This is a genomic window from Cupriavidus sp. SW-Y-13 (assembly GCF_009793345.1).
Classification (GTDB): domain Bacteria; phylum Pseudomonadota; class Gammaproteobacteria; order Burkholderiales; family Burkholderiaceae; genus Cupriavidus.
This window is the reverse complement of sequence record NZ_WHLX01000002.1, coordinates 1,991,803-2,014,841: the sequence shown is the minus strand read 5'-3', so window position 1 is coordinate 2,014,841 and position 23,039 is coordinate 1,991,803. Positions and strand designations below refer to the sequence as shown.

General features: G+C 64.2%; 20 protein-coding genes. 14 read left to right on the top strand and 6 right to left on the bottom strand.

What is annotated here, in order from left to right:
* The first annotated feature begins 1 nt into the window (after position 1).
* From GA566_RS24520 to cheZ, 3 genes are all read left to right on the top strand, one after another.
* The gene (locus tag GA566_RS24520; RefSeq protein ID WP_160474291.1) at positions 2–1,075 is read left to right on the top strand and encodes a chemotaxis response regulator protein-glutamate methylesterase; all 1,074 of its coding nucleotides are present in this window, start codon (positions 2–4) and stop codon (positions 1,073–1,075) included.
* Between the two features lie 92 nt (positions 1,076–1,167).
* Complete coding sequence (gene cheY, locus GA566_RS24515) at positions 1,168–1,554, top strand: chemotaxis response regulator CheY (RefSeq protein WP_137925519.1); 387 nt, start codon at positions 1,168–1,170, stop codon at positions 1,552–1,554.
* Positions 1,555–1,566: 12 nt separating this feature from the next.
* Positions 1,567–2,202 (top strand): protein phosphatase CheZ, encoded by a 636-nt coding sequence (gene cheZ, locus GA566_RS24510; protein WP_137925520.1) that lies wholly within the window; start codon positions 1,567–1,569, stop codon positions 2,200–2,202.
* Positions 2,203–2,379: 177 nt separating this feature from the next.
* Here the strand turns inward: cheZ and GA566_RS24505 are convergent, their stop codons facing one another.
* Positions 2,380–3,330: an ABC transporter substrate-binding protein gene (locus GA566_RS24505; RefSeq protein WP_160474290.1), complete on the bottom strand. Its 951-nt coding sequence runs from the start codon at positions 3,328–3,330 to the stop codon at positions 2,380–2,382.
* A gap of 144 nt (positions 3,331–3,474) precedes the next feature.
* Between GA566_RS24505 and GA566_RS24500 the strand changes: the two genes are divergently transcribed.
* The 11 genes from GA566_RS24500 to paoC all read left to right on the top strand — a co-directional run bounded on the left by GA566_RS24500 (position 3,475) and on the right by paoC (position 17,706).
* A complete protein-coding gene (locus GA566_RS24500) occupies positions 3,475–4,182 on the top strand; it encodes a YceH family protein (protein ID WP_160474289.1) in 708 nt (235 codons plus the stop codon).
* Between the two features lie 97 nt (positions 4,183–4,279).
* Complete coding sequence (locus tag GA566_RS24495) at positions 4,280–5,398, top strand: hypothetical protein (RefSeq protein WP_160474288.1); 1,119 nt, start codon at positions 4,280–4,282, stop codon at positions 5,396–5,398.
* 315 nt (positions 5,399–5,713) lie between these two features.
* Positions 5,714–6,859, top strand: a complete 1,146-nt coding sequence (gene flhB / locus GA566_RS24490) for a flagellar biosynthesis protein FlhB (RefSeq protein ID WP_160474287.1) — start codon at positions 5,714–5,716, stop codon at positions 6,857–6,859.
* Entirely contained in the window at positions 6,856–8,946 is a 2,091-nt protein-coding gene (flhA, locus tag GA566_RS24485; protein WP_137928422.1) for a flagellar biosynthesis protein FlhA, read from the top strand. The genes flhB and flhA overlap by 4 nt, the downstream gene beginning before the upstream one ends.
* A gap of 10 nt (positions 8,947–8,956) precedes the next feature.
* Complete coding sequence (gene flhF / locus GA566_RS24480) at positions 8,957–11,578, top strand: flagellar biosynthesis protein FlhF (protein ID WP_160474286.1); 2,622 nt, start codon at positions 8,957–8,959, stop codon at positions 11,576–11,578.
* Positions 11,579–11,590: 12 nt separating this feature from the next.
* On the top strand, positions 11,591–12,406 hold the full coding sequence (locus tag GA566_RS24475; protein WP_160474285.1) for a P-loop NTPase: 816 nt from the start codon (positions 11,591–11,593) through the stop codon (positions 12,404–12,406).
* Between the two features lie 116 nt (positions 12,407–12,522).
* Positions 12,523–13,239 carry an RNA polymerase sigma factor FliA gene (locus GA566_RS24470; RefSeq protein ID WP_137928424.1) on the top strand — a complete coding sequence of 239 codons (717 nt, stop codon included), beginning with the start codon at positions 12,523–12,525 and terminating at the stop codon, positions 13,237–13,239.
* Positions 13,239–13,718 (top strand): flagellar protein FlhE, encoded by a 480-nt coding sequence (locus GA566_RS24465; protein ID WP_370459349.1) that lies wholly within the window; start codon positions 13,239–13,241, stop codon positions 13,716–13,718. The genes GA566_RS24470 and GA566_RS24465 overlap by 1 nt, the downstream gene beginning before the upstream one ends.
* Positions 13,719–13,913: 195 nt before the next feature.
* Entirely contained in the window at positions 13,914–14,561 is a 648-nt protein-coding gene (gene paoA / locus GA566_RS24460; RefSeq protein WP_160474284.1) for an aldehyde dehydrogenase iron-sulfur subunit PaoA, read from the top strand.
* On the top strand, positions 14,558–15,517 hold the full coding sequence (locus GA566_RS24455) for a xanthine dehydrogenase family protein subunit M (protein WP_137928426.1): 960 nt from the start codon (positions 14,558–14,560) through the stop codon (positions 15,515–15,517). The genes paoA and GA566_RS24455 overlap by 4 nt, the downstream gene beginning before the upstream one ends.
* Positions 15,514–17,706: an aldehyde oxidoreductase molybdenum-binding subunit PaoC gene (gene paoC / locus GA566_RS24450; RefSeq protein ID WP_137928427.1), complete on the top strand. Its 2,193-nt coding sequence runs from the start codon at positions 15,514–15,516 to the stop codon at positions 17,704–17,706. The genes GA566_RS24455 and paoC overlap by 4 nt, the downstream gene beginning before the upstream one ends.
* Positions 17,707–17,881: 175 nt before the next feature.
* On the opposite strand, the gene GA566_RS24445 is transcribed toward paoC, so the two are convergent.
* The 5 genes from GA566_RS24445 to GA566_RS24425 all read right to left on the bottom strand — a co-directional run bounded on the left by GA566_RS24445 (position 17,882) and on the right by GA566_RS24425 (position 22,783).
* On the bottom strand, positions 17,882–19,132 hold the full coding sequence (locus GA566_RS24445; protein WP_160471830.1) for an IS256 family transposase: 1,251 nt from the start codon (positions 19,130–19,132) through the stop codon (positions 17,882–17,884).
* 229 nt (positions 19,133–19,361) lie between these two features.
* Entirely contained in the window at positions 19,362–19,859 is a 498-nt protein-coding gene (locus GA566_RS24440; protein WP_160474283.1) for a MarR family winged helix-turn-helix transcriptional regulator, read from the bottom strand.
* A 3-nt stretch (positions 19,860–19,862) separates the two neighbouring features.
* Positions 19,863–20,348, bottom strand: a complete 486-nt coding sequence (locus GA566_RS24435; protein ID WP_137927798.1) for a DUF3237 domain-containing protein — start codon at positions 20,346–20,348, stop codon at positions 19,863–19,865.
* A complete protein-coding gene (locus GA566_RS24430) occupies positions 20,345–21,490 on the bottom strand; it encodes an ABC transporter substrate-binding protein (protein ID WP_137927799.1) in 1,146 nt (381 codons plus the stop codon). The genes GA566_RS24435 and GA566_RS24430 overlap by 4 nt, the downstream gene beginning before the upstream one ends.
* A gap of 30 nt (positions 21,491–21,520) precedes the next feature.
* A complete protein-coding gene (locus tag GA566_RS24425) occupies positions 21,521–22,783 on the bottom strand; it encodes a flavin-dependent oxidoreductase (RefSeq protein WP_160474282.1) in 1,263 nt (420 codons plus the stop codon).
* Positions 22,784–23,039: the final 256 nt, after the last annotated feature.

The window sequence follows — 23,039 nt, the reverse complement described above, 5'->3', positions numbered from 1 at the left end:
CATGACTGCCGCGAAGATCAAGGTGCTGTGCGTGGACGATTCCGCGCTGATCCGCAGCCTGATGACGGAGATCATCAACAGCCAGCCCGATATGGAGGTGGTGGGTACTGCCCCCGATCCGCTGGTGGCGCGAGACATGATCAAGCGCCTGAACCCCGACGTGCTGACGCTCGACGTGGAAATGCCGCGCATGGATGGGCTGGATTTCCTGGAACGCCTGATGCGCCTGCGCCCGATGCCGGTGCTGATGGTGTCGTCGCTGACCGAGCGCGGATCGGAAATCACGATGCGCGCGCTGGAGCTGGGTGCCGTCGATTTCGTGACCAAGCCCAAGCTCGGCATTCGCGAAGGGCTGATCGAATACACCGACACCATCGCGGATAAACTGCGCGCGGCGTCGCGTGCCCGCGTGAAGGCCCGCACCGAATCGGCACCGGGCAGTGCGCCGGCCGCGCCGATCCTGCGCGCGCCGCTGCTGTCGACGGAAAAGCTGATCATCGTCGGCGCATCGACGGGCGGCACCGAGGCCATCAAGGAATTCCTGATGCCGCTGCCGCCGGATTCGCCCGCGATCATGATCGTGCAGCACATGCCGGCCGGCTTCACGAAATCGTTCGCGCAACGGCTCAACGGCCTGTGCCGCATCACGGTGAAGGAAGCCGAGCATGGCGAGCGCGTGCTGCCGGGCTATGCGTATATCGCGCCCGGCGATTCGCACCTGCTGCTCACGCGCAGCGGCGCCAACTACGTGGCGCATCTGTCGCAGGAAGCACCGGTCAATCGCCATCGTCCTTCGGTGGATGTGCTGTTCGATTCGGCGGCGATCCACGGCGGCAAGAACGTGACCGGCGTGATCCTGACCGGCATGGGCAAGGATGGCGCGCGCGGCATGCTGCGCATGAAGGAAGCGGGTTCATACAATTTGGCGCAGGACGAGCAGTCCTGCATCGTGTTTGGCATGCCGAAGGAGGCCATCGCCACCGGCGGCGTGCATGAAGTCGTACCCCTGCACCAGATGAGCCAGCGCGTCATGGCGCACCTGGCAACGTTTGGTGCGCGGGCGCAACGCGTGTAGGCCCGGACCGACAAGGCGCCGCGCGCGAAGAGGTCAGATCAGCAACAACAACCGGATGGCACTGTCATCCGCAACCGTATTGGAGCCGTAAAGTGGATAAGAACATCAAGATCCTCGTGGTCGACGACTTTCCGACCATGCGTCGGATTATTCGCAACCTGCTCAAGGAGCTGGGGTTCAACAACGTCGAGGAAGCCGAAGACGGCGCCGCCGGTCTGGAAAAGGCCAAGGACGGCAGCTTCCAGTTCGTGGTGTCGGACTGGAACATGCCGAACATGGACGGCCTGACGATGTTGCAATCGATCCGCGCCACGCCTGGTATCGAAAAGACGCCGGTGCTGATGGTGACGGCCGAAGCCAAGAAGGAAAACATCATCGCCGCCGCACAGGCCGGTGCCAACGGCTATGTCGTGAAGCCCTTCACGGCCGCAACGCTCGACGAAAAGATCACCAAGATCTTCGAGAAGCTGGCTCAATAAGAGGTACGCGATATGTCGACGACTCCGACTTTCAGCCAAGAATCGGCCGATCAGATCATCCATCGCATCGGCAACCTGACGCGCATGCTGCGCGACAACATGCGGGAGCTGGGGCTCGACAAGGAGATCGAGAAGGCCGCGCAGGCCATTCCCGATGCGCGCGACCGCCTCAGCTACATCGCCGCGATGACCGAGCAGGCCGCCGAGCGTTCGCTCACGGCCGTGGAACTGGCGCAACCGCTGCAGGAAGAACTCGAAGCCCGCGCCAACGCGCTCGACAAGCGCTGGGAGGCGTGGTTCGAGAAGCCCGTGGAACTGGGTGACGCGCGCGCGCTGGTGCTCGATACCCGCGAGTTCCTGACCGACGTGCCGGCCAAGACCAAGGCCACGGGCAGCCACCTGCTCGAGATCATGATGGCGCAGGACTTCCAGGATCTGACGGGTCAGGTCATCAAGAAGATGATGGACATGATCCGCGGCCTGGAGCAGGAACTGCTGCAGGTGCTGATCGACAACGTGCCCGCCGATCGCCGCGTGGAAGCTCCGCCCACGCTGATGAACGGCCCGCAGATCAACCCCGAAGGCAAGGCCGACGTGGTGGCGGATCAGTCGCAGGTGGATGATTTGCTGGCGAGCTTGGGGTTCTGAGTTTCGTTGCTCCCCTCGCTGTTTTGGCTCCCCTCTCCCGCATCGCGGGAGAGGGGTTGGGGGAGAGGGCAAAGCGGTTCTGCTTGCCGACAAGTGGCAGATTGCACCGCCAGCCCTCTCCCCCGCCCCTCTCCCAAAGGGAGAGGGGAGCAAACCATGGGAAGCCGTGGTCCTTGGTCAACCCACCACCAACCGCTCGAACGTCCCCGCCACCTCCAGCCTCTGCTTCAGCAACCCCGTCTTCAAGTAAAAGTCCGCCGTCTGCTGCTGCACGGCCACGACTTCCGCGTCGATGGCCTGCCATTGCGTCTTGCGTCGCTCGAACTGCAATCGCGCCGCTTCCGGTGGAATGCCGATGATGCGCGCCAGCGTGGCCGAGAACTCCGGCACATGCTGGTAGGACCACGCCTGCGCACGCGCCACGCGCTGCAGGAAATCGCCCAGCACCGCGCGCTTGCTTGCCAATGCAGATTCCGTCGCCGCCAGATAACTGAGCCCGGACCACAAGCCTCGCCCGCTTACCAGCACGCGCGCATGTCCGCTGGTCTCCGCCATCGCCGTGTACGGTTCCCATGTGGCCCACGCATCCACCGATCCGTTGGTCAGTGCCAGCTTCGCGTCTGCGGGCGGCAGGAAGCGGATGTCGGCGTCCTCGGGTTTCAATCCGGCCGATGCCAGTGCCTTGAGCGTGACAAAGTGTCCGATCGATCCACGATTCGTGCCGATGCGCTTGCCCTTGAGATCGGCGGCGGTCTTGAGCGGCGAATCGGGGCGCACCAGCACCGCCGTGCCATACGGGTCGGACCGGTTCACGCCGATCAGCTTGATCCGAGTCCCGGCAGCCAATGCGAAGATGGCCGGTGCATCGCCGATGGGGCCGCTATCTACCGCGCCCGCATTGAGCGCCTCGGCCAGTGGCGCGGCGGCGGGGAATTCGGTCCACTGGATGTCGTAGGTCACACCCTTCAACGCATCGGCCGCTTCCAGCAGGGCGCGCAATCCGCCTTTCTGGTCGCCCGCCTTGAGCACGGGCCGCGTCTGGGCTTGCACGGCATGCACGGCGGGAACGAGCGCGAGCATGGCGCCGGCATTGACGGCGTTCAGGAAGTGGCGGCGGGAGCGGTTCATGGCGTGGCGGGAAGTGAGTCGAAGCCCTGACCGTACGTGCAACACGGACACCGGCCAACGAATGTTTTCGCAAATCCATATGCCGGTTGCATCGGCGGGGCGCTTGCGCTTCAATGTGGCACCGCATCCAACCTGCCGCCGACGATGGACCAGACCTCCGCACCCGCTTCCCGCCCCGCCCTTCGCGAACTGACCGCGCTCGAAGGCCGCGTGGTGGCCGTGCTGCTCGAAAAGCAGTTCACCGTGCCCGATACCTACCCGCTGTCGCTCAACGCGCTGGCATCGGGCTGCAACCAGAAGACCGCGCGCTCGCCCGTGATGAGCGTGACCGAGGACGAGATCCTGACCGCCATCGACGGCCTGAAATCGCTGAGCCTCGTGTTTGAAGGCAGCAGCAGCCGCGTGCCGCGCTTCGAACAGAATCTCGGCAAGGTGCTCGGCGTGCCCAGCCAGTCGGCGGCGTTGTTGTCCACATTGCTGCTGCGCGGCCCGCAAACCGCCGCCGAACTGCGCCTGAACACCGCACGCCTGCACGCCTTTGCCGATATCTCGTCCGTCGAAGGCTTTCTCGATGAACTCGCGGAGCGCACCCCCGCACTGGTAGTCCGCCTGCCCCGCGCCCCGGGCGAGCGTGAACACCGCTGGATGCACCTGCTCTGCGGCGAAGTCAGCATCCCGGAAAGCACGGCCGCCTACCGATCCGGCGCGGAGTCCGCCGCATCCCCTTCGGAACTGGAAGCCCTGCGCATCAGCCACCGCGCGCTCGAAGACAAGGTGGCAAAACTGCAGGCGCTGGTGGTGGAGATGGCCGGTCAGTTGGGCATCGAGGTGGAGGCGGGGCGGCTGGAATGAGACGAATCTGAAAGGGACCTGTTGCACGACCTGGCGCAGTACATCGGGCGGAGTGCATTGCTAGTCTTCCTGCATGTTCATGGTCAGGGAGTTTGCAATGGGATTCAGAAATCCGGGGGCCGCTGTTGCCGTGTCACGCATTGACCCGGCGCTGCTGCAGCTGGTCGACGTGGCCAGGGAGTCGCTGGAAGCGACGCAGAGGCGTCAGCGGGCCCGCAAGGCAAGCACGCTGATCCAGGGCTGGAAAGATGAAGGTATCTACCCCTTTGGTGGTCTGGCAGCCGATCCGCTCGAAGCCGCGCGGCGCGATATGTTCGATATCTGCGCGCTGGGTATCGACGAATGCCTGGAGGTGTTCCGGACGGGGACCGTGCATGATCGACGTTTCACCCTGGCGATGCTCAAGGCGACGCTTGAAGCGGGCGCTGGCCCCTTGAAGCAGGTGCTTGCCGAAGTTTTCAACCTGCCCGCCGCCAGGACCAGCGAGCTGCTCGGGCTGATGCAGTTGACCTCGTTGTCCTCGATGATCGAATGCAGCCGGTTGGTGACAGACCGGCTTCACTTCCTGACCGGCCTGGAGTCGATGCTGTTCGACATCGGTAACAAGCGCGGCTTCCGCGAGCGCGGACAGTTGCATCGCCTGATTGAAAACGAGACGTGGATCTTCGGTGAAGAATTCCGGCTGACGAGCAGCGGGGAGAGCCTGAACACGGTGTTGCGCAAGCATGTCCACAAGCTCGACATGGGCAAGGGGTGGCTTCAGCAAGCGGTGCTCCGCGACGACGGCAAACGCGGTTTCATCGACTTTGTGCTGGGGCGCGAATTGCCAGCCCCGGGCCTGCAGCGGGAATTTCTCGTTGTGGAATTGAAGCGTCCGATGAAAAAGGTCGACATGGAGGCGAAAGGGCAGATCGAACGCTACGCGATGGCCGTGGCGTCGGACGAGCGGTTCGACAAGGCCAATACACGATGGACGTTCATCGCGCTTTCGAACGAGATGACGCCGGAAGCGACCCGAATGGTGCAGTACATGCAAGGCGCCTTCGGCTGTACCTATCAGGACGCCACGCTGCGCATCGGCCTCTGTTCCTGGAGCGGCGTGCTCAATATGGCGCGGGTCCGGATGGAGGCGCTTCGGTCCAAGTTGAACTGCACTGTTTCCAGCGATCAAGGAATGGCGTGGCTGCGGCAGCGCTATGCCGACTACCTTTCATGATCCGGATGCCCGGAATGATCGCGACAACCGGGGGGGAGGGCGGGAAAACCCTCCCTGTTCCCCCGAAGGTGACGCCCAAAACGTGACAACATGCCGTCATTCCGGTGCCGATACGGACCATTAGTGGCCATATTCGTCACAAATTAAGGGCGGCGGCTCTAAAGAACGCACCCCTCGGGCCGTTATTTTCGCTGCCCCCTTCATTCCCGAAACAGGCACCTGTTTCCCCGCCTTTTCCTCCCAATGCTTTCCCTGCCCGGATTTGATAATCCTCGGTGACGAAGTGCCGCCCGCGCGCTTCGTATTGGAGCCTGCATGTCCGAGGAAAGCGATCTCGAGAAAACCGAACCCGCCTCACCCCGGCGCCTTGAAAAGGCGCGCGAGGAGGGGCAGGTGGTGCGTTCGCGCGAGCTTGGCACGTTCGTGATGCTGATGACGGGCGTCATCGGGCTCTGGACCCTGGGCGGCACGCTGGGCCGCAAGCTTAACGCCGTGATGCAGACGAGCCTGGCGTTCGAGCCGGCCACGGCGTTCGATACCAACCGGATGCTGTCGCAGTTCGGCATCGCCATTTTCGATGCGCTGCTGGCTTTCATGCCGCTGCTGCTGATGTTTGGCGTGGCCGCGCTGGTGGCGCCGATGGCGCTGGGCGGATGGATCTTCTCCACCAAGTCGTTCATGCCCGATTTCAAACGGCTCAACCCGCTGTCCGGGCTGGGCCGCCTGTTCTCGATGCATTCGCTGGTGGAACTCGCCAAGGCCATCGCCAAGTCCCTGCTGGTCGGTGGCGTCGGTGGCTGGATGGTCTGGCGCAAGCTGCCGGAAGCCATCGCGCTGATGAACGCGCCGGTCGAGGAAGCCATGCTGCACACGATGGAACTCGTGCTGTATGTGTGCGGCATCGTGGCCGGTTCCCTGCTGCTGGTGGTGGCGCTGGATGTGCCCTGGCAGCTATGGGAGTACTACAAGAAGCTCCGCATGACCAAGGAAGAGGTCAAGCAGGAGATGAAGGAAACCGATGGCGATCCGCACGTCAAGGCCCGTATCCGCCAGCAGCAGCGGGCCATGGCGCGTCGCCGGATGATGGCCGAGGTGCCGAAGGCGGACGTGGTGGTGACCAACCCCACCCACTTCGCCGTGGCACTGCGCTACGACGAAAAGGCGCGCTGGAATGCGCCGCGCGTCGTGGCAAAGGGCACTGACGAGGTGGCCGCCCGCATTCGCGAGCTGGCCGCCGAGCATCGCGTGCCGGTGTTGTCTGCTCCGCCGCTGGCGCGGGCGCTGCACCGTCACGTGGAACTGGGCCATGAAATCCCGGCGGGACTGTATACCGCCGTGGCTGAAATCCTGGCCTGGGTGTTTCAACTGAAGAACTGGCACTACAGCTATGGTCCGCAGCCCGACGCACCGTCGGATCTGGCTGTGCCCGATGAACTCGCCGTACCGGAAAGCCGCGCATGAACGCACTGACCAATCTTTTCAACCTGCCCGCGTTGATGCGCGGCGGCACCCAGATGAAGGCGATGGCAGGTCCGCTGCTGATCGTCATGATCCTCGGCATGATGATCCTGCCGCTGCCGCCGTTCATCCTGGACCTGCTGTTCACGTTCAACATCGCACTGGCCATCATGGTGCTGCTGGTGGGCATGTACACGCAGCGCCCGCTGGACTTTGCCGCGTTCCCGGCCGTGCTGCTGTTTTCCACGCTGCTGCGCCTGTCTCTGAACGTCGCATCCACGCGCGTGGTGCTGCTCGAAGGCCATACCGGTCCCGACGCCGCCGGCAAGGTGATCGAGGCGTTCGGCCACTTCCTGGTGGGCGGCAACTTCGCGGTCGGTATCGTGGTGTTCGCCATCCTGGTGGTGATCAACTTCATGGTGATTACCAAGGGTGCGGGGCGTATCGCGGAAGTTGGCGCGCGCTTCATGCTCGATGCCATGCCCGGCAAGCAGATGGCCATCGACGCCGACCTGAACGCCGGCCTGATCAATGAAGAAGGCGCGCGCAAGCGCCGTGCCGAAGTGGCGCAGGAATCGGACTTCTACGGTGCGATGGACGGTGCGTCGAAGTTCGTGCGCGGCGACGCCATCGCCGGCCTGCTGATCATGTTCATCAACGTGGCTGCCGGCATGGTGGTCGGCATGGTGCAGCACGACCTGGACTTCGGCACCGCCGTTCACAACTACACGCTGCTGACAATCGGTGATGGCCTTGTGGCACAGATCCCGGCACTGGTGATTTCCACGGCAGCCGGTGTGATCGTGTCGCGTGTGTCGAACGAGCAGGACGTGGGCCAGCAGCTGACGGGCCAGCTGTTCTCGAATCCGCGCGTGATGTACATCACCGCCGCGATCATCGGCCTGATGGGCCTGATCCCCGGCATGCCGCACTTCGCCTTCCTGGCACTGGCCGGCGGCCTGATCTGGCTGGGCCGCCATATGACCAAGCGCGAGGTCAAGGCTACGGAAACCAAGGCGAAGGAAGAGCGCAAGCCCGCCGTCGCAGCCGAAGCCGCGGAAGCCACGTGGGAAGACGTCACGATGGTGGACCCGCTCGGCATGGAAGTGGGCTACCGGCTGATCACGCTGGTGGATCGCGGGCAGAACGGCGAACTGCTGGGCCGTATCAAGAGCATCCGCAAGAAGATCGCACAGGACATCGGCTTCCTGGTGCCGGTGGTACACATTCGCGACAACCTCGAACTGAAGCCCAACGCCTACCGCATCACGCTCAAGGGCGTGGAAGTGGGCAGCGGCGAAGCGAATCCCGGCCAATGGATGGCGATCAATCCCGGTCAGGTCAGCGGCACGCTGCAAGGCGCGGCCACGCGCGATCCGGCGTTCGGCCTGCCGGCGGTGTGGATCGATGCCAACCTCAAGGAACAGGCGCAGGCATACGGCTACACGGTGGTGGATGCCAGCACCGTGGTGGCCACGCACCTGAATCACGTGATCCAGATGCACGCGTCGGAACTGCTGGGCCGTCAGGAAGTGCAATCGCTGCTGGACCGCATCGGCAAGGAAGCCCCGAAGCTGACCGAAGACCTGGTGCCGAAGACGATCTCGCTCACGGGTTTGCAGAAGGTGTTGCAGAACCTGCTGGACGAAGGCGTGGCGATCCGCGACATGCGCACCATCCTCGACGTGGTGGCCGAGCATGCACCGAAGGTCAGCGATCCATCCGAACTCACTACGCTCGTGCGCGTGGCACTGGGCCGTGCGATCACGCAGCAACTGTTCCCGAACAACGCGGACATGCAGGTCATCGGCCTGGATGCCGGGCTGGAGCGCGTGCTGACGCAGGCCATGACCAACGGCGGCGGCATCGAGCCGGGTCTGGCCGATGCGCTGCTGCAGCAGGCACAGGGCGCCGTGGTGCGCCAGGAACAGATGGGCTTCGATCCGGTGCTGCTGGTGCCGGCGCCGCTGCGGCCGCTGATGGCGCGCTTCCTGCGCCGCACGCTGCCGCAACTGAAAGTGCTGTCGCACGCCGAAGTACCGGACAACCGCAATATCCGTATCACCGCCATGATCGGCGGTGCAGCGTAAGGACTGAATCATGAGCGTGGCAAAGTTTGTGGCGGCCAATGGCCGCGAGGCGATGCGCAAGGTACGTGAGGCCATGGGCCCCGACGCCGTGGTGTTGTCGAACCGCAGCATCGAAGGCGGCGTGGAAATCGTGGCCATGCGCGACACCGACCTCGGCGCTGTCAGCGCCAGCGCGCAGATGTACGAACCCGTCGTGCCTGCCATCGCCACTGCGCCCTCGAAACTGCAGATGCTGCAGGCACTGCACGACGACCATGAGCCAGCCGTGCCCGGTTACGCACCGCTCGGCCTGCTGAATGCACCGTCGATGTCGCCGCTGCCTTCCCTGGCACCTGCAGCTTCGTCGATCACGCCGTCGCATCACGCGTTTGCCGCTACCGCTCCCACTGCCGCGCCCGAAGGTGCCGCGCTGGGCGATCTGCGTGGCGAACTCGCCTCGATGCGCTCGATGCTCGAACGGCAGTTTGCCGGCCTGGCACACCCCAGCGCACCGGGCGTGGCCGCTGGCGATCCGCTGCGCGAGTCGCTGTTCGAGTGGCTGATCAATGCAGGGTTTTCGGGCCAACTGTCGCGCACGCTGCTGGCACGCCTGCCGGTCGGTACGGATCGTCCTGCCGCGATGGCGTGGATTCGCGCGGAAATCGCCAGCAAGGTGCCCGTCCTCGAAAACGAGGATGCACTGTTCTCGCAAGGCGGCGTACTGGCCCTGATCGGTCCGACCGGTGTGGGCAAGACCACCACCACCGCCAAGCTGGCCGCGCGCTTTGTGCTGCGCAATGGCCCGCAAAGCCTGGCACTGCTGACGACCGACCGCTTCCGTATCGGCGCGCACGAACAACTGCGCATCTATGGCGACATCCTTGGCGTGCCCGTGCATGCCGTGAAGGATGCAGCGGACCTGCGCTTCGCGCTGTCGGCGATGAAGGACAAGCACCTCGTCATCATCGACACCGTGGGCATGAGCCAGCGCGACCGCAGCCTGTCCGATCAGATCGCGATGCTGGCTGGCGTGCAGACGCCGATGCAACGCGTGCTGCTGCTCAATGGCGCCGCGCATGGCGACACGCTCAACGAAGTGGTTCACGCCTATCGCAACGATGGCGCCGGGGCTGCCGGTGGTATCGATGGCTGCATCATCAGCAAGCTCGATGAAGCCACGCACCTCGGCTCCGTACTCGACGTGGTGATCCGTCACCGCCTGCCGGTGTACTACGCCTCGACGGGTCAGCGCGTGCCCGAACATCTGGAACTGGCACAGGCCGACGCACTCGTGGAGCGCGCCTTCCTGACGCCGCGCCGTGGCTCGCTGTTCAATGACGCCGATGTGGCGCGCCGTCAGGCCGCCAACGCAGAAGCCGCAGCCGCGCCGCGCCAGCCGGAACGCAGCGGTGCCGACGACATGCTGCGTTCGCTGACCGACAGCGCCAGTGCCGTAGGCGTCTGCGTGGAAGAACTGAACGCCGAACGTTATGGCTTCGAGCTGGCCCGCCAGCTCTGGCAGCAACGCACGGCAGGTGCCACGGCACTGCGTCCGATGGCCCAGCAGGTTCGACTGACGATGTGCCGCGAGGCGAGCCGCGCCTGCGACAAGTATGTGCTGGCCGTCACGCACAACGCCGCGCACGCCGTGGAAGGCCGCCGCGCCCCGCAGATGATGCAGCACACGCTGTGGCTCGCGGATCGCGATGGCCTGCCGCTCGCCAGCACCGTTGTGCCGGCCACGCGCGCACGTCAGTCGATCGCCGAAGCAGAAGCCGATGCGGATGCCGCTACCGTGCGCAGCACGCTGGCCGCTGCACGCACCATCGTCAATCTGGTGTCGTCGCTGCCCACGCCCGCCACGCTGGCGCGCTGGCAGCAACTGGGCGAGCGCTGGGTCGCCGGCACGCGCAAGACCACGCGCGTGATTGCCGATGGCCAGGCCAACAAGCTCGATACGATCGCCGACACGCTGACGTTCCATGCGATTGGCGATGTGGAGTTTCGTGAGCGCGATGCGGTGCATTGGCTGGCCCATGGCCTCGTCCGTATTCCGGACGGGCAGGTCCGTACCGCGGCACGCCAGCGCGGCGCGGGTGGCGAGGTCGGCAGCGAGGCATGCCTCGTGGTGTCGCGCCTGGTGGATCGCCAAAGCGGCGAGATGCTGTCCGTCGATTACCTGCTTTGCGATCCTGCACTGGCCGATGTGGCCGCGCAGGTCGCACGCTGGTCGCAATGGACGCTGGCTGCCGAAGAACAATTCCGCACGCTGCGCCACGCGATGGAACATTTCGCACAACCGGGCGATGACGATGCCGCGCTGTGCAATAGCATGGCCTCGCTGCAACTGGGCCTGACCACGCTGCGCCTGCAGCATTCGCCCACGCAGACCGCGCCCGCGTTCCTGTCGCGCCTCGCGGGCCGTGCCTCGGCACGCGTGAATGCGCCGGTGGCGGGCACCGTACTGAACGAAGGCATGGGCCGCCTGCTGGCGCTGCTCGACGTGCTTGAAAACTATCCGGGCCGCAACACCGCCTCGCCTTCGATGGTGGAAGCGGAGAAGGTGGAAGAGCCGGCCGAGGCTGCCATGTACGCGATGCGTGCGATGCAGTCCACCGAAGCCATGCCGCAGTTTGCGGCCGCAGGGGAGTAAGACTTGAATCCGATGGCTTCCGATCAGGCAGAAAGTCTGCGCCGGCTGCTGGCGCCCCGCGTCACGCGGCGGATTGCCGTAGTCGGTGCCGAACCCGGCGCCGGTACGACCACCGTGGCGTTGGGATTGGCTAACGCGTTGTCGATGCAGGGCGAACGCGTGCTGCTGGTCGATGAAGACACGTTCGGCGCACGCGCCACGCGGCTCGCGGGTGCATCGCCCACGGCCACGCTGGGTGACGTGATGGCAGGCCGCACGACGCTGGCCTCGGCCATCGGCACGCGCGCCGCCACGGGCATTGCCGTGCTGCCGGCCGGCGCGTTGCCGTCGGGCACGCGGCTCGATGACGCCGCAATGTCCGCGCAATGGCCCGACATGCGCACCGTGATCGTCGATGCACGCCGCGATGGCACGGGCGCGCTGTCACCGCTGGCTGCAGTTGCGCACAACATGGTGATCGTGATGCGGCCCGAGGCCAATTCGATCACCGCCGCGTATGCCTGCATCAAGCGGCTGCACCATGAATATGCATGCCGTCAGTTCCAGCTCGTCGTGAATCTTGCGGCGGCGGAAGGGACGGTCGTGGCCCTCGCGCGCAACCTGGCCCGTACGGCGAGCCAGTACCTGGGCGTGGAGGCCAGCCTGGCAGGGTATCTGCCGATGGATCCGCTGGTAGCGCGTGCGCTCCAGCTTGGACGGTGCGTGGTGGAGGCGTACCCCGCCGCTGCGGCCACCGGTGCGTTGCGGCACATCGCCGGTGGTACCGGCGCATGGCCGCTGCGCCACGAATCATCGCCCCAGGGCATGGCTTCGGCCGTGCCCGCGTGACACGCCAAGAACAAGAAGTCCCGACAAGACCCGAAACCGAAACTCAGCCAGCCAGTGGCCGCCATCGTCTCCGACGGCCCCGGCACACACAGACAGCATTTACCGAGAGTTCCACCATGTACACGATTCAGGGAAAGCTCGAGCAGGCGGACGTGGTCAAGTCACACGCGCCACTGGTGCGGCGCATCGCGCTGCAACTGGCGGCCAAACTGCCCGCCAGCGTACAGATCGACGACCTGATCCAGGCCGGCATGATCGGCCTGCTCGACGCCGCCAAGCGCTATGAAGACAACCACGGTGCGCGGTTCGAGACTTATGCCAGCCAGCGTATTCGCGGCGCCATGCTCGACGAGGTGCGCGCCAACGACTGGCAGTCGCGCAGCCTGCGGCAGTTCACGCGCAAGATCGAACGCACGCAGCGCCAGCTCGAACAGAAGCTCGGCCGTACACCGATCGATTCGGAAGTGGCCGCCGAGCTGGAGATGGCGCTCGACGAATACCAGGAGCTGCTCAACGAGGTCTATGGCTGCCAGTTGCTGCACTACGAGGATTTCGAGCGCTCGGGAGAAGAAGATTTCCTGGATCGCCACCTCGGCGTGACCGATGACGGTAACCCGCTCACCGTGCTGATGGAGTCCGGCATGCGCGATGCGCTGATCCGCGCCATCGACAAGCTGCCCGAACGGGAGAAGCTGGTGCTGTCGCTGTGCTACGACCAGGAACTGAACCTGCGCGAGATCGGCGCGGTGCTGGAGGTCACGGAATCGCGCGTGTGCCAGATCCGCAGCCAGGCCATCACGCGTCTGCGCAATCAACTGCGCGGCATGCTGTGATGCGCAGCGCCATGGTCAACCCCTGCATCGCTGCCGCGCTCTGCGCGGGCTTCGCACTGGCGGCTGCGCGCAGCGATGCGCAGACCGTGGCGCCGGTGTTCATGAAGGCCACGTACGAGCTTGCCGGATCGCGCTACGCGTGGACTGCCTCGGTGCAGGCGCCCCAGATCACGAATCGGGGCCAGCGCACGTTGTCGTCGCCCGTGATGCCGGTGGCCACCATGCCGCAGGCATCGGGACAGATCACGTCCGTGCGCTGGCGCTACAGTTTCACGCGCGTGCCGCCGGTCGACATGCAAGCCTACCTGTGCAACGCAGATCGATGCGTGCTGTTGCCGGGCGCCGAAGGCAAGACCGACGCCTTTGTGGGCGACAACGCCACCAAGGGTTTTGTCTTCGCGTATCGCGTGCCGGGTCAGGGCAGCCTTGCCCCGATGCTGCAGGGCCGCAGCAACGAAGTTACCGTCAGCTATCGCTGACTGTCAGCACTGCGCGCTCGATGGCACGTTTCGTGCGCCTTTCCGGCCACGCAACGTGCAGAGTGCGCGACACAGAACCCCGCAATTCCCTTCCTGTGTGACCCTGGCTACACGGCGAGCATGATCGCCGTGTAATTCCTACGCGCAAGTCTCGCCACGTTGCTCCCTCAGCCCATGAGCCTGAAAGGATCGACGATGGAAGAATTTAGCGACATCAAACTTTCGCGGCGCGAGTTCGTGATGGCCGGCGCGGCCTCGGTCTCGGCGGTTGCCGTACCGGCTGGCGCGGCCACGCCTTCCACACAGCGTACCACGGCGTCGATGACGCCTATGGCGGCAAACGTTTCGTTCGTGGTCAACGGGCAGCCCCGCTCGCTGCAACTCGACACGCGCACTACGCTGCTCGATGCCCTGCGCGAACATCTGCATCTCACGGGCACGAAGAAGGGCTGCGACCACGGACAGTGCGGCGCCTGCACGGTGATCGTCGATGGGCGGCGCATCAATGCCTGTCTGACGCTGGCCGTGATGCACGAAGGTGCGAAGGTGACGACCGTGGAGGGACTCGGCACGCCCACGCGCATGCATCCGATGCAGGTGGCCTTCGTGAAGCACGACGGCTATCAATGCGGCTATTGCACGCCAGGACAGATCTGCTCGGCCGTGGCCGTGCTCGATGAAATCCGCGCAGGTATTCCGAGTCATGTCAGTCCCGATCTCAACGCGCGGCCGCATGCATCGCCAGGCGAGATCCGCGAGCGGATGAGCGGCAATATCTGCCGCTGCGGCGCCTACTCCAATATCCTCGAAGCGATCACCGAAGTTGCAGGGAGCCAGTCATGAACCCCTTCACCTACGCGCGTGCGCATTCCCCCGCCGAGGCTGCGGCGGCAGCCATGCAATCGCCCGGTGCGCGCTTCATCGCGGGCGGCACCAATCTGCTGGACCTGATGAAACTCGGCATCGAGACGCCGACGCACCTGATCGACGTGAACGGTCTCGCGCTCGACAAGATCGAAGCGACGCCGCAAGGTGGATTGCGCATCGGCGCACTGGTGCGCAACACCGATCTGGCTGCCGATGCGCGAGTGCGACGCGACTACGGTGTGCTGTCGCGCGCGTTGCTCGCGGGGGCTTCGGGCCAGTTGCGCAACCGCGCCACCACGGCGGGTAATCTGCTGCAGCGCACGCGGTGCCCCTATTTCTACGATACCAACCAGCAGTGCAACAAACGCAATCCGGGTAGCGGATGCGCGGCGATTGGTGGCATCAGCCGCCAGCATGCAGTCATCGGCAGCAGCACGGCGTGCATTGCCACGCATCCCAGCGACATGGCCGTGGCGATGCGTGTGCTCGACGCGAGCGTGGAGACGGTGCAGCCCAACGGCGCACGCCGCGTGATTCCGATTGCGGACTTCCACAAGTTGCCGGGCAATACACCTCATATCGAAACGGTGCTGGAGCGCGGCGAACTGATTACCGCCGTCACGCTGCCGGCCCCGCTGGGCGGCACGCATGTCTATCGCAAGGTGCGGGATCGCGCATCGTATGCGTTTGCCCTGATCTCCGTGGCAGCCATCGTGCAGCGAGACGGCACGGGGCGCGTGGCGCTGGGCGGTGTGGCACACAAACCGTGGCGCGTGGAAGCCGCCGATGCGGAGATGGCGCACGGACCCACTGCGGTCACGCAACGATTGCTCGATGGCGCCACACCGACAACCGATAACGAGTTCAAGCTGCAGCTCGTGCGCCGTACGCTGGCTGCGGTGATGATGCAAGAGAAAGGAGCGAAGTCATGAAGTTCGACACTCCTGCTACCACCAATCCGATCGACCAGTTGCGTGTGGTCGGCCATCCCACCGACCGCATCGATGGCGCGCGCAAGACCACAGGCACCGCGCCGTATGCGTACGAACGTCACGACGTGGTGCCGAATCAGGCGTACGGCTACGTGCTCGGCGCAGGCATCGCCAAGGGCCGCATCGCATCGATGCAACTTGATGCCGCGCGTCGCGCACCGGGCGTACTCGCCATCGTGACAGCCGCCAATGCGGGCAAGCTGGGCAAGGGCGAGCGCAATGCGGCGAAGCTGCTGGGCGGTCCCGAGATCCAGCATTATCATCAGGCGATTGCACTGGTGGTGGCGGAGACATTCGAACAGGCCCGCGCGGCGGCCATGATGATTCGGGTGTCATACACGAAAGAATCCGGCAGCTACGATCTGGCTCACGCCTGCTGCTACGCCAAGCCGCCGTCGAAGGATCAGGAACCCGATACCGCCGTAGGTGATTTCGCAGGAGCCTTTGGCGCAGCGCCCGTGCAACTCGATGCGAAGTACACCACGCCGGACCAGTCGCACGCGATGATGGAGCCGCATGCGTCGATTGCCGCGTGGAATGGCAACCGGCTCACGCTGTGGACATCGAACCAGATGATCGCGTGGGCGCACAAGGATCTGGCTGAAACGCTGCGGGTGCCGAAGGAGAATGTGCAGGTCATCTCGCCGTTTATCGGCGGTGGCTTCGGCGGGAAACTGTTCGTGCGCGCGGAGGCGTTGCTGGCGGCGCTGGGTGCGCGCGCCGCGCGTCGTCCCGTGAAGGTGGCGCTGACGCGTCCGGTGATGGGCAACAACACCACGCACCGTCCGGCCACGATCCAGCGCATTCGCATCGGCGCCACGCGCGACGGCAAGATCACGGCCATCGGCCATGAAAGCTGGTCCGGCAACCTGGAGGGTGGCGATCCGGAAACGGCGGTCATGCAGACGCGTTTGCTGTATGCGGGCGCCAACCGCATGACCGCGATGCGGCTTGCCACACTCGATCTGCCCGAAGGCAACGCGATGCGTGCGCCGGGCGAGGCGCCGGGGATGATGGCGTTGGAAATCGCCATCGACGAAATGGCCGAGAAGCTTGGCATGGACCCTGTGCAGTTTCGCATCGTCAACGACACGCAGGTCGATCCCGAGAAGCCAGAGCGTCCGTTTTCGCAGCGTCGTTTTGTGGAATGCATGCAGCAGGGCGCCGAGCGCTTTGGATGGAATCGTCGCAACCCGAAACCAGGGTCGATGCGTGAAGGACGATGGATGATCGGCATGGGCGTGGCATCGGCATTCCGCAACAACCTGGTGATGAAATCCGCCGCGCGTGTGCGTATCGATCAGGGTGGTGCGGTGGTGGTGGAAACCGACATGACCGATATCGGCACGGGCACGTACACAATCATCGCGCAGACCGCTGCGGAGATGATGGGCGTGCCGCTCGAACAGGTGGTGGTGCGGCTCGGCGATTCATCGTTTCCGATATCGGCGGGATCGGGTGGACAGTGGGGCGCCAACAGTTCGACCGCGGGTGTGTATGCAGCATGCGACAAGCTGCGCCAGACGCTGGCACGGCGCGCAGGGTTCAACACCAATGACGTGACGTTCGAAGGTGGCCAGATCCGTGCAGGTGGCCGTAGCGTGCCGCTCGCGCAGTTCGCGGGTGTGTCCGCCGAAGACGCGATCGAGTTCGGCGACCTCGACAAGAAATATCAGCAATCCACCTTTGGCAGCCATTTCGTGGAGGTGGCCGTGGATATGGCCACAGCAGAGATCCGCGTGCAACGTATGCTGGCGGTCTGTGCGGCGGGGCGAATCCTCAATCCGAAATCCGCGCGCAGTCAGGTGATCGGCGCGATGACGATGGGCGTGGGCGCTGCATTGATGGAGGAACTTGCCGTGGACACGCGGCTTGGCTTCTTCGTCAATCATGACCTGGCGGGCTACGAAGTGCCTGTGCACGCCGATATTCCGCATCAGGAGGTGATTTTCCTGGATGAAACCGATCCGATCTCGTCGCCGATGAAAGCGAAGGGCGTGGGCGAGTTGGGTATCTGCGGCGTGGCTGCAGCAGTGGCGAACGCGGTGTACCACGCGACGGGTGTGAGGGTGCGGGATTATCCGGTGACGCTGGATAAGTTGCTGGCGGGGATGCCGGTGGTGGCATAAGTCACTCTCGCTCACCGCTGTCTTGCTCCCCTCTCCCATGAAGTGGGAGAGGGGCTGGGGGTGAGGGCATGGCAGTTCAAATTGCCGATGTCGTATCTTGAGGGCCTGTCAGTTTTTTTGTGTGCAGGACAGCTAGAGGCTTGCCGGTCGAATGGATTGGCAAGCCTGCATTCTCTCAGAGGTGCGGGTGGGTAAATCGGTCTTCGTACAACACTGCGAACTGATTCATGGCCGCCTTCCAGTCATGCGTTGCCATCCCCCATTTTCCAGTGATGTTGCGCAGGGCCAGCCACAACAGCTTGGTGGCAGCTTCGTCGCTGGGGAAGTGGCCTCGGGTCTTGATGATCTTGCGTAGCTGCGCGTTGATGCTTTCGATGGCATTCGTCGTGTAGATGATCTTGCGGATCGCCGGCGGGAATGCAAAGAATGGAATGACCTGATCCCAAGCCCGGCGCCAGGCAGCCGGGATCGGTGTGTACCGCTGTCCCCATTGCCCTTGCTCAAAGGCTGCCAACTCGGCCATGGCCGCTTCCGCGCTGGGCGCCGTGTAGATCGGTTTGAGCGCTGCGGCCACCGCCCGACGGTCCTTCCACCCTGCGTAGTCCAGGCTGCCCCGGATCAGATGCACGATGCAGGTCTGCAGCGTGGTGTTCGGGAATACGGCGTTTAACGCGGGCTCCATGCCCTTGAGGCCGTCGGTCACCGCAATCAGGATGTCCTGCGTGCCGCGCGTTTTAAGATCGTTGAAGACCTTCATCCAGAACTTGGCGCCCTCGGTGGTTTCGATCCATAGGCCAAGGATGTCGCGCGTCCCATCGGGCAAGACGCCGAGCGCCAGATAGACGGCCTTGTTGCGCACCACGCCGTCCTCGCGCATCTTGACCCGCAGGGCATCGAAGAACACCACCGGGTACATGATCTCGAGCGGACGGCCCTGCCATGCCGTGATCTCCTCCATCACCGAGTCGGTCACCGAGCTGATGAACTCGGGCGAAACCTCGGTGCCGTACTGCTCGACCAAAAACGCCTGAATCTCGCGAACCGTCATGCCGCGGGCGTACATGGCGATGATCTTGTCATCGAACCCCGTGAAGCGCCGCTCGTGCTTGGGGATCAAGATCGGAGCGAAGCTGCCATCCCGATCGCGCGGGATGTCCAGGCGCAGCGGCCCGTCCTCGGTCAGCACCGTCTTGGCACTCTTGCCGTTGCGCTGATTGGTTGTCTCTGCCGGGCGCTCGGTACCGGCTGGATAGCCCAGGTGATGGCCCAGTTCGGCACCCAGCGCACGCTCGATCAGCGCCTTCTTGAACGCCATGGCCGCATCCTGCACCGCCTCGGCGGTCATCGGGCCTTTGACGAACTGATCAATCAATTCCTTCGGGATGGCGGGCAATTCCCGCAATGGGGCTTTCGGTTTGCGTGGCATACATGCTCCTTAACGACATGTTATGCCCTACACACAAAATTCCTGACAGGCCCTAAACGCGACCGCTCCGCGAAGGTTTGCTCCCCTCTCCCGCAAGCGGGAGAGGGGCGGGGGAGAGGGCAGGCGGTGCAAACCGCGACGTGGTCGGCAAGCAGAGCCTCCGGCCCTCTCCCCCAACCCCTCTCCCACTTTGTGGGAGAGGGGAGCCAAAACCGGAGGAGAGGCCGCGTCAACGCCCCAACCGCTCCAACAACCCCTTCAACACTCCCTGTTCCTCCGCCGACAACCCTGCAGCAATCCGCGCGTCATGCGCACAAACTGCTGCGGTCACGTCCTCCAGCGTCTGCCTTCCTGCGTCAGTCAACGCCAGCCCATACGCGCGCCGATCCGTTGCCGATGGCAAACGCTCCACGAGTCCCATCGATTCCAGCGCATCCACCAGCAACACTGCACCGGAACGTGCGATGCCAAGGATCTGCGCGAGGTCGGTCAGCTTCAATGCCGCATTGCGGCCAATGATCTGCAACGCAGAAAAACGCGGGGGCGTGATGTTCCACGCAGCGAGCGATGAAACGAAATCTTCGTAGACGCGAATCTGCGCACGGCGGATCGCATATCCGATCAGTGAATCGAGCACGCCGTAGTCCACATCGGGGACATGCGGTTCGAAGTGGCCGGTGTCAGGGTCGGGGGCCAGCGTCTCGCGCGGTTTGCGGGAAATGGGCATGCGTCAGCGCACCATGAAGTAACGCAGTTCCACGCGATCGGGAAAGCGTGCGCCAGAGGCGACGAAGAGATGCTGCATGAGCCATCGATACTGCGGCGCTGCAGTTTCAAAGCGCGGCGCCGTGCGGAAGTAGATCTCGGCCGGATCGACCTGTTCGCCACGATTCAGGCGCGCGATGACCGAGGCATGGCCGCTGCGCACCCCTGCATTGACGATGTAGATGCGCGCACCGTCATGCGTCTCCAGCACGTAGCGTGCCTCGATGTCGGCGGTGGTGACATCATCGCCACCCGCATGCCGGATCAACTGGAAATCTGCGCCACCCGGCACGACATGCCCGTTGAGGCGCGGTCCGCGCACGGTACCCGACAGGATCGGGATCACGCGGCGCTGGCCCAGTGGCGTGACGCCAACCTCGGTAGGGGGCGCCACCTGCAAGCTGAAGTCTGCAATGTGCTCCAGCGTCGGCGTGGCGATATCCGGCGTCATTTGAGCAGCTTCCAGTTACCGTTCTCGATGGTGAGCAGCACACGTCCGCGCTGATCGAAGCCGAAGTGATCCTGCGCGGTGTAGTTGAGCACGCCATGCGATACCACGATGTTGCGCTCGCTTTCCAGCGCATCCTTCAACGCCTTGCGGAACTCCGGCGTACCCGGCTTCGCCTTCTTCAACGCCACCGGCACGATACGCTGCAACACGAGACCGGCATCGTATGGATGCGCGCCGAACTGCGTGCGCGTCTCGGGACCATATTGCTTCTCATAGCGTGTCACGTAGTCCATGCCCGGCTTCTTGACCTCGCTGCTCGCGGGCAGTTGCTCCGCCACGATCACGGGACCGGCCGGCAGGATCGCACCGTTCACGGCCTTGCCGCCGATGCGGATCAGGTCACGCGTGGCCGCGCCGTGCGTCTGGTAAATCGGCCCCGTATAGCCGCGCTCGCGCAACGTGGTGTGCGGCAGCGCGGCACCCGTGCCCGCACCGGCAATCAATACCGCATCGGCGCGCGCGGACATCAGCTTCAGCACTTGCGCGGTCACGCTGGTGTCCGACCGCGCGTAACGCTCGGCCGCAATGACGCGGATGCCGTTGGTTTCGGCGGCAGCGGTGAACTCCTTGAGCCAGGTCTCGCCATAGGCATCGGCAAAGCCAATGAACGCCACGGTCTTCACGCCATTGCCCTTGGCGGCAGTGGCCACCGCATCGGCCATCAGCCTGACCGGTTGCGCCAGGCGATACGTCCATGCGCCACGGCCCGGCTTCAGTTCGATGGGCGAGAACGCGAGCTGCACGGTCTGGCTCTCGTCGGCCACTTCGGAAATCGCGATCGAAGGCGCCACGGCCGACGATCCGAGGATGATGTCGACCTTGTCCTCGGAGACAAAGCGTCGCGCAATCTTCGTACCTTGTGTCGGGTCGGAGGCATCGTCCATGACGATGTAGCGGATCTTCTCGCCGCCGATGGTCTCGGGCAGGAACGGCATGGTGTTCTTCTGCGGAATGCCGAGCGAAGCCGATGGGCCGGTGGACGCAATGCTGACGCCAACGGTCACGTCGGCCAGGGCGGCACCGCTGACGATGCTCAATGCAGCGAGGGCAATGCAGGCACGGGGAATGCGGAACTGGGGCATGGTTGTCTCTCCGTTTCTTATGGGAATGAGCTAGGGGCGAGGCGTCTGCAACTGCTGCTGCCCAAAGCCTGCCAGCGTCTTGTAGCGCTGGGAGATGGCTTCAAGCTCGCTGCGTGGAATCACATCGTCGATATTGGAAAAGCCCTGCGGCGCGCGCACTTCGGCAAGCTGCATCACCTGCTCGGGACCGTTCATGCGATTGCGCAGCACGATGCCGGCGGTGCGCGGCAACCGCTCGGCCTCGTACTCACGCAGGGCATAGCCGATATCGCGCTCGCCCAGCAGACAATCCAGCAGATAGCGGGCATCGACGATGGCTTGCGCGCTGCCATTCGAGCCAATCGGATACATCGGATGCGCGGCGTCGCCAAGCAGCGTGACGCGGCCAAACGTCCAGCGCGGCAGCGGGTCCTTGTCGACCATCGGAAATTCGTAGATGGCTTCGGCGCCATCGATCAATGCGGGAATATCGATCCAGTCCCAGCGCCACTGTTCGAACGCGGCGCGGAACACGGACTTGTCGACTTCGCGGTTCCAGTCACTGCGCGGCGGCGAATCGGGATAGTCATCGGGCACGCGCAATTCGGCAATCCAGTTGATGCGCGAGCGACCCTGTGCGTGCAGGGGTGCAGAGATGGGATAGGCCACGAACTTCTGGTCCTGATGACCGGCCATGAACATCGAGCGGCCATCGAGATACGGTGCCGCATCGGTGGTGGCACGCCACAGCAAGCGACGCGAGAACTGCGGGGTATCGCCCGTGGGATAGAAGTGCCGCCGCACTGCGGAATGAATGCCGTCGGCACCGACCAGCACATCCGCCTCTGCTTCCACCAGCGCGTTGTCACTGCGACGGCGCAGCGTGAATTGGGCGGGCGCGTTCGATGTACCACCCGTGTCGACAATGGACTCCAGTGCATGCCCGGTATGCATGCGATCTGCACCAAGCCGCTCCAGCGCGGTCTGGTACAGCAGCATCTGGAATTCGCCACGATGCACGGAGAACTGCGGCCAGTCGTAACCCGCCGCACGCCCGCGCGGTTCATGCCAGATGCGTTGCCCGAGCTTGTTGTAGTAGGAGAGCGAAGACGTTTCGATGGCAATCTGCGCGAGCGCATCCTGCAGACCCAGCGCAGAGAGTTCGCGCACGGCATGGGGCAGCAGGTTGATGCCGACGCCAAGCGGACGCAATGACTCGCTGGCTTCATACACCTCGACATCGAGCCCATGGCGATGACAGAGCAGGGCGAGCGTCAGCCCGCCAATGCCGCCGCCGGCAATTGCAATCTTCATATGTCTCCTCCGCGATTTTGACCCGCAGATTCTTGATTAGCTCGCGGTGTGCGCCCCTCTCCCGCTTGCGGGAGAGGGGCGGGGTGAGGGCCGGCCGCGCAAATTGCGACGTGGTTGGCAAGCAGAACCTCCAGCCCTCACCCCCAACCCCTCTCCCAGGGGGAGAGGGGAGCAACTACCCTGCCGCTGAATTGTTCTACTGTATAACTAATTACTCGCGGAGAGAGTTAGCGATTTCCCTGACTGGCTGGCCGAT

Coding starts and splice junctions, on each gene's coding strand:
- GA566_RS24520 (WP_160474291.1), top strand. CDS start 2: ATGACTGCCGCGAAGATCAAGGTGCTGTGCGTGGACGATTCCGCGCTG.
- cheZ (WP_137925520.1), top strand. CDS start 1,567: ATGTCGACGACTCCGACTTTCAGCCAAGAATCGGCCGATCAGATCATC.
- GA566_RS24505 (WP_160474290.1), bottom strand. CDS start 3,330: ATGAACCGCTCCCGCCGCCACTTCCTGAACGCCGTCAATGCCGGCGCC.
- GA566_RS24500 (WP_160474289.1), top strand. CDS start 3,475: ATGGACCAGACCTCCGCACCCGCTTCCCGCCCCGCCCTTCGCGAACTG.
- GA566_RS24495 (WP_160474288.1), top strand. CDS start 4,280: ATGGGATTCAGAAATCCGGGGGCCGCTGTTGCCGTGTCACGCATTGAC.
- flhB (WP_160474287.1), top strand. CDS start 5,714: ATGTCCGAGGAAAGCGATCTCGAGAAAACCGAACCCGCCTCACCCCGG.
- flhA (WP_137928422.1), top strand. CDS start 6,856: ATGAACGCACTGACCAATCTTTTCAACCTGCCCGCGTTGATGCGCGGC.
- flhF (WP_160474286.1), top strand. CDS start 8,957: ATGAGCGTGGCAAAGTTTGTGGCGGCCAATGGCCGCGAGGCGATGCGC.
- GA566_RS24475 (WP_160474285.1), top strand. CDS start 11,591: ATGGCTTCCGATCAGGCAGAAAGTCTGCGCCGGCTGCTGGCGCCCCGC.
- GA566_RS24470 (WP_137928424.1), top strand. CDS start 12,523: ATGTACACGATTCAGGGAAAGCTCGAGCAGGCGGACGTGGTCAAGTCA.
- GA566_RS24465 (WP_370459349.1), top strand. CDS start 13,239: ATGCGCAGCGCCATGGTCAACCCCTGCATCGCTGCCGCGCTCTGCGCG.
- paoA (WP_160474284.1), top strand. CDS start 13,914: ATGGAAGAATTTAGCGACATCAAACTTTCGCGGCGCGAGTTCGTGATG.
- GA566_RS24455 (WP_137928426.1), top strand. CDS start 14,558: ATGAACCCCTTCACCTACGCGCGTGCGCATTCCCCCGCCGAGGCTGCG.
- paoC (WP_137928427.1), top strand. CDS start 15,514: ATGAAGTTCGACACTCCTGCTACCACCAATCCGATCGACCAGTTGCGT.
- GA566_RS24445 (WP_160471830.1), bottom strand. CDS start 19,132: ATGCCACGCAAACCGAAAGCCCCATTGCGGGAATTGCCCGCCATCCCG.
- GA566_RS24440 (WP_160474283.1), bottom strand. CDS start 19,859: ATGCCCATTTCCCGCAAACCGCGCGAGACGCTGGCCCCCGACCCTGAC.
- GA566_RS24435 (WP_137927798.1), bottom strand. CDS start 20,348: ATGACGCCGGATATCGCCACGCCGACGCTGGAGCACATTGCAGACTTC.
- GA566_RS24430 (WP_137927799.1), bottom strand. CDS start 21,490: ATGCCCCAGTTCCGCATTCCCCGTGCCTGCATTGCCCTCGCTGCATTG.
- GA566_RS24425 (WP_160474282.1), bottom strand. CDS start 22,783: ATGAAGATTGCAATTGCCGGCGGCGGCATTGGCGGGCTGACGCTCGCC.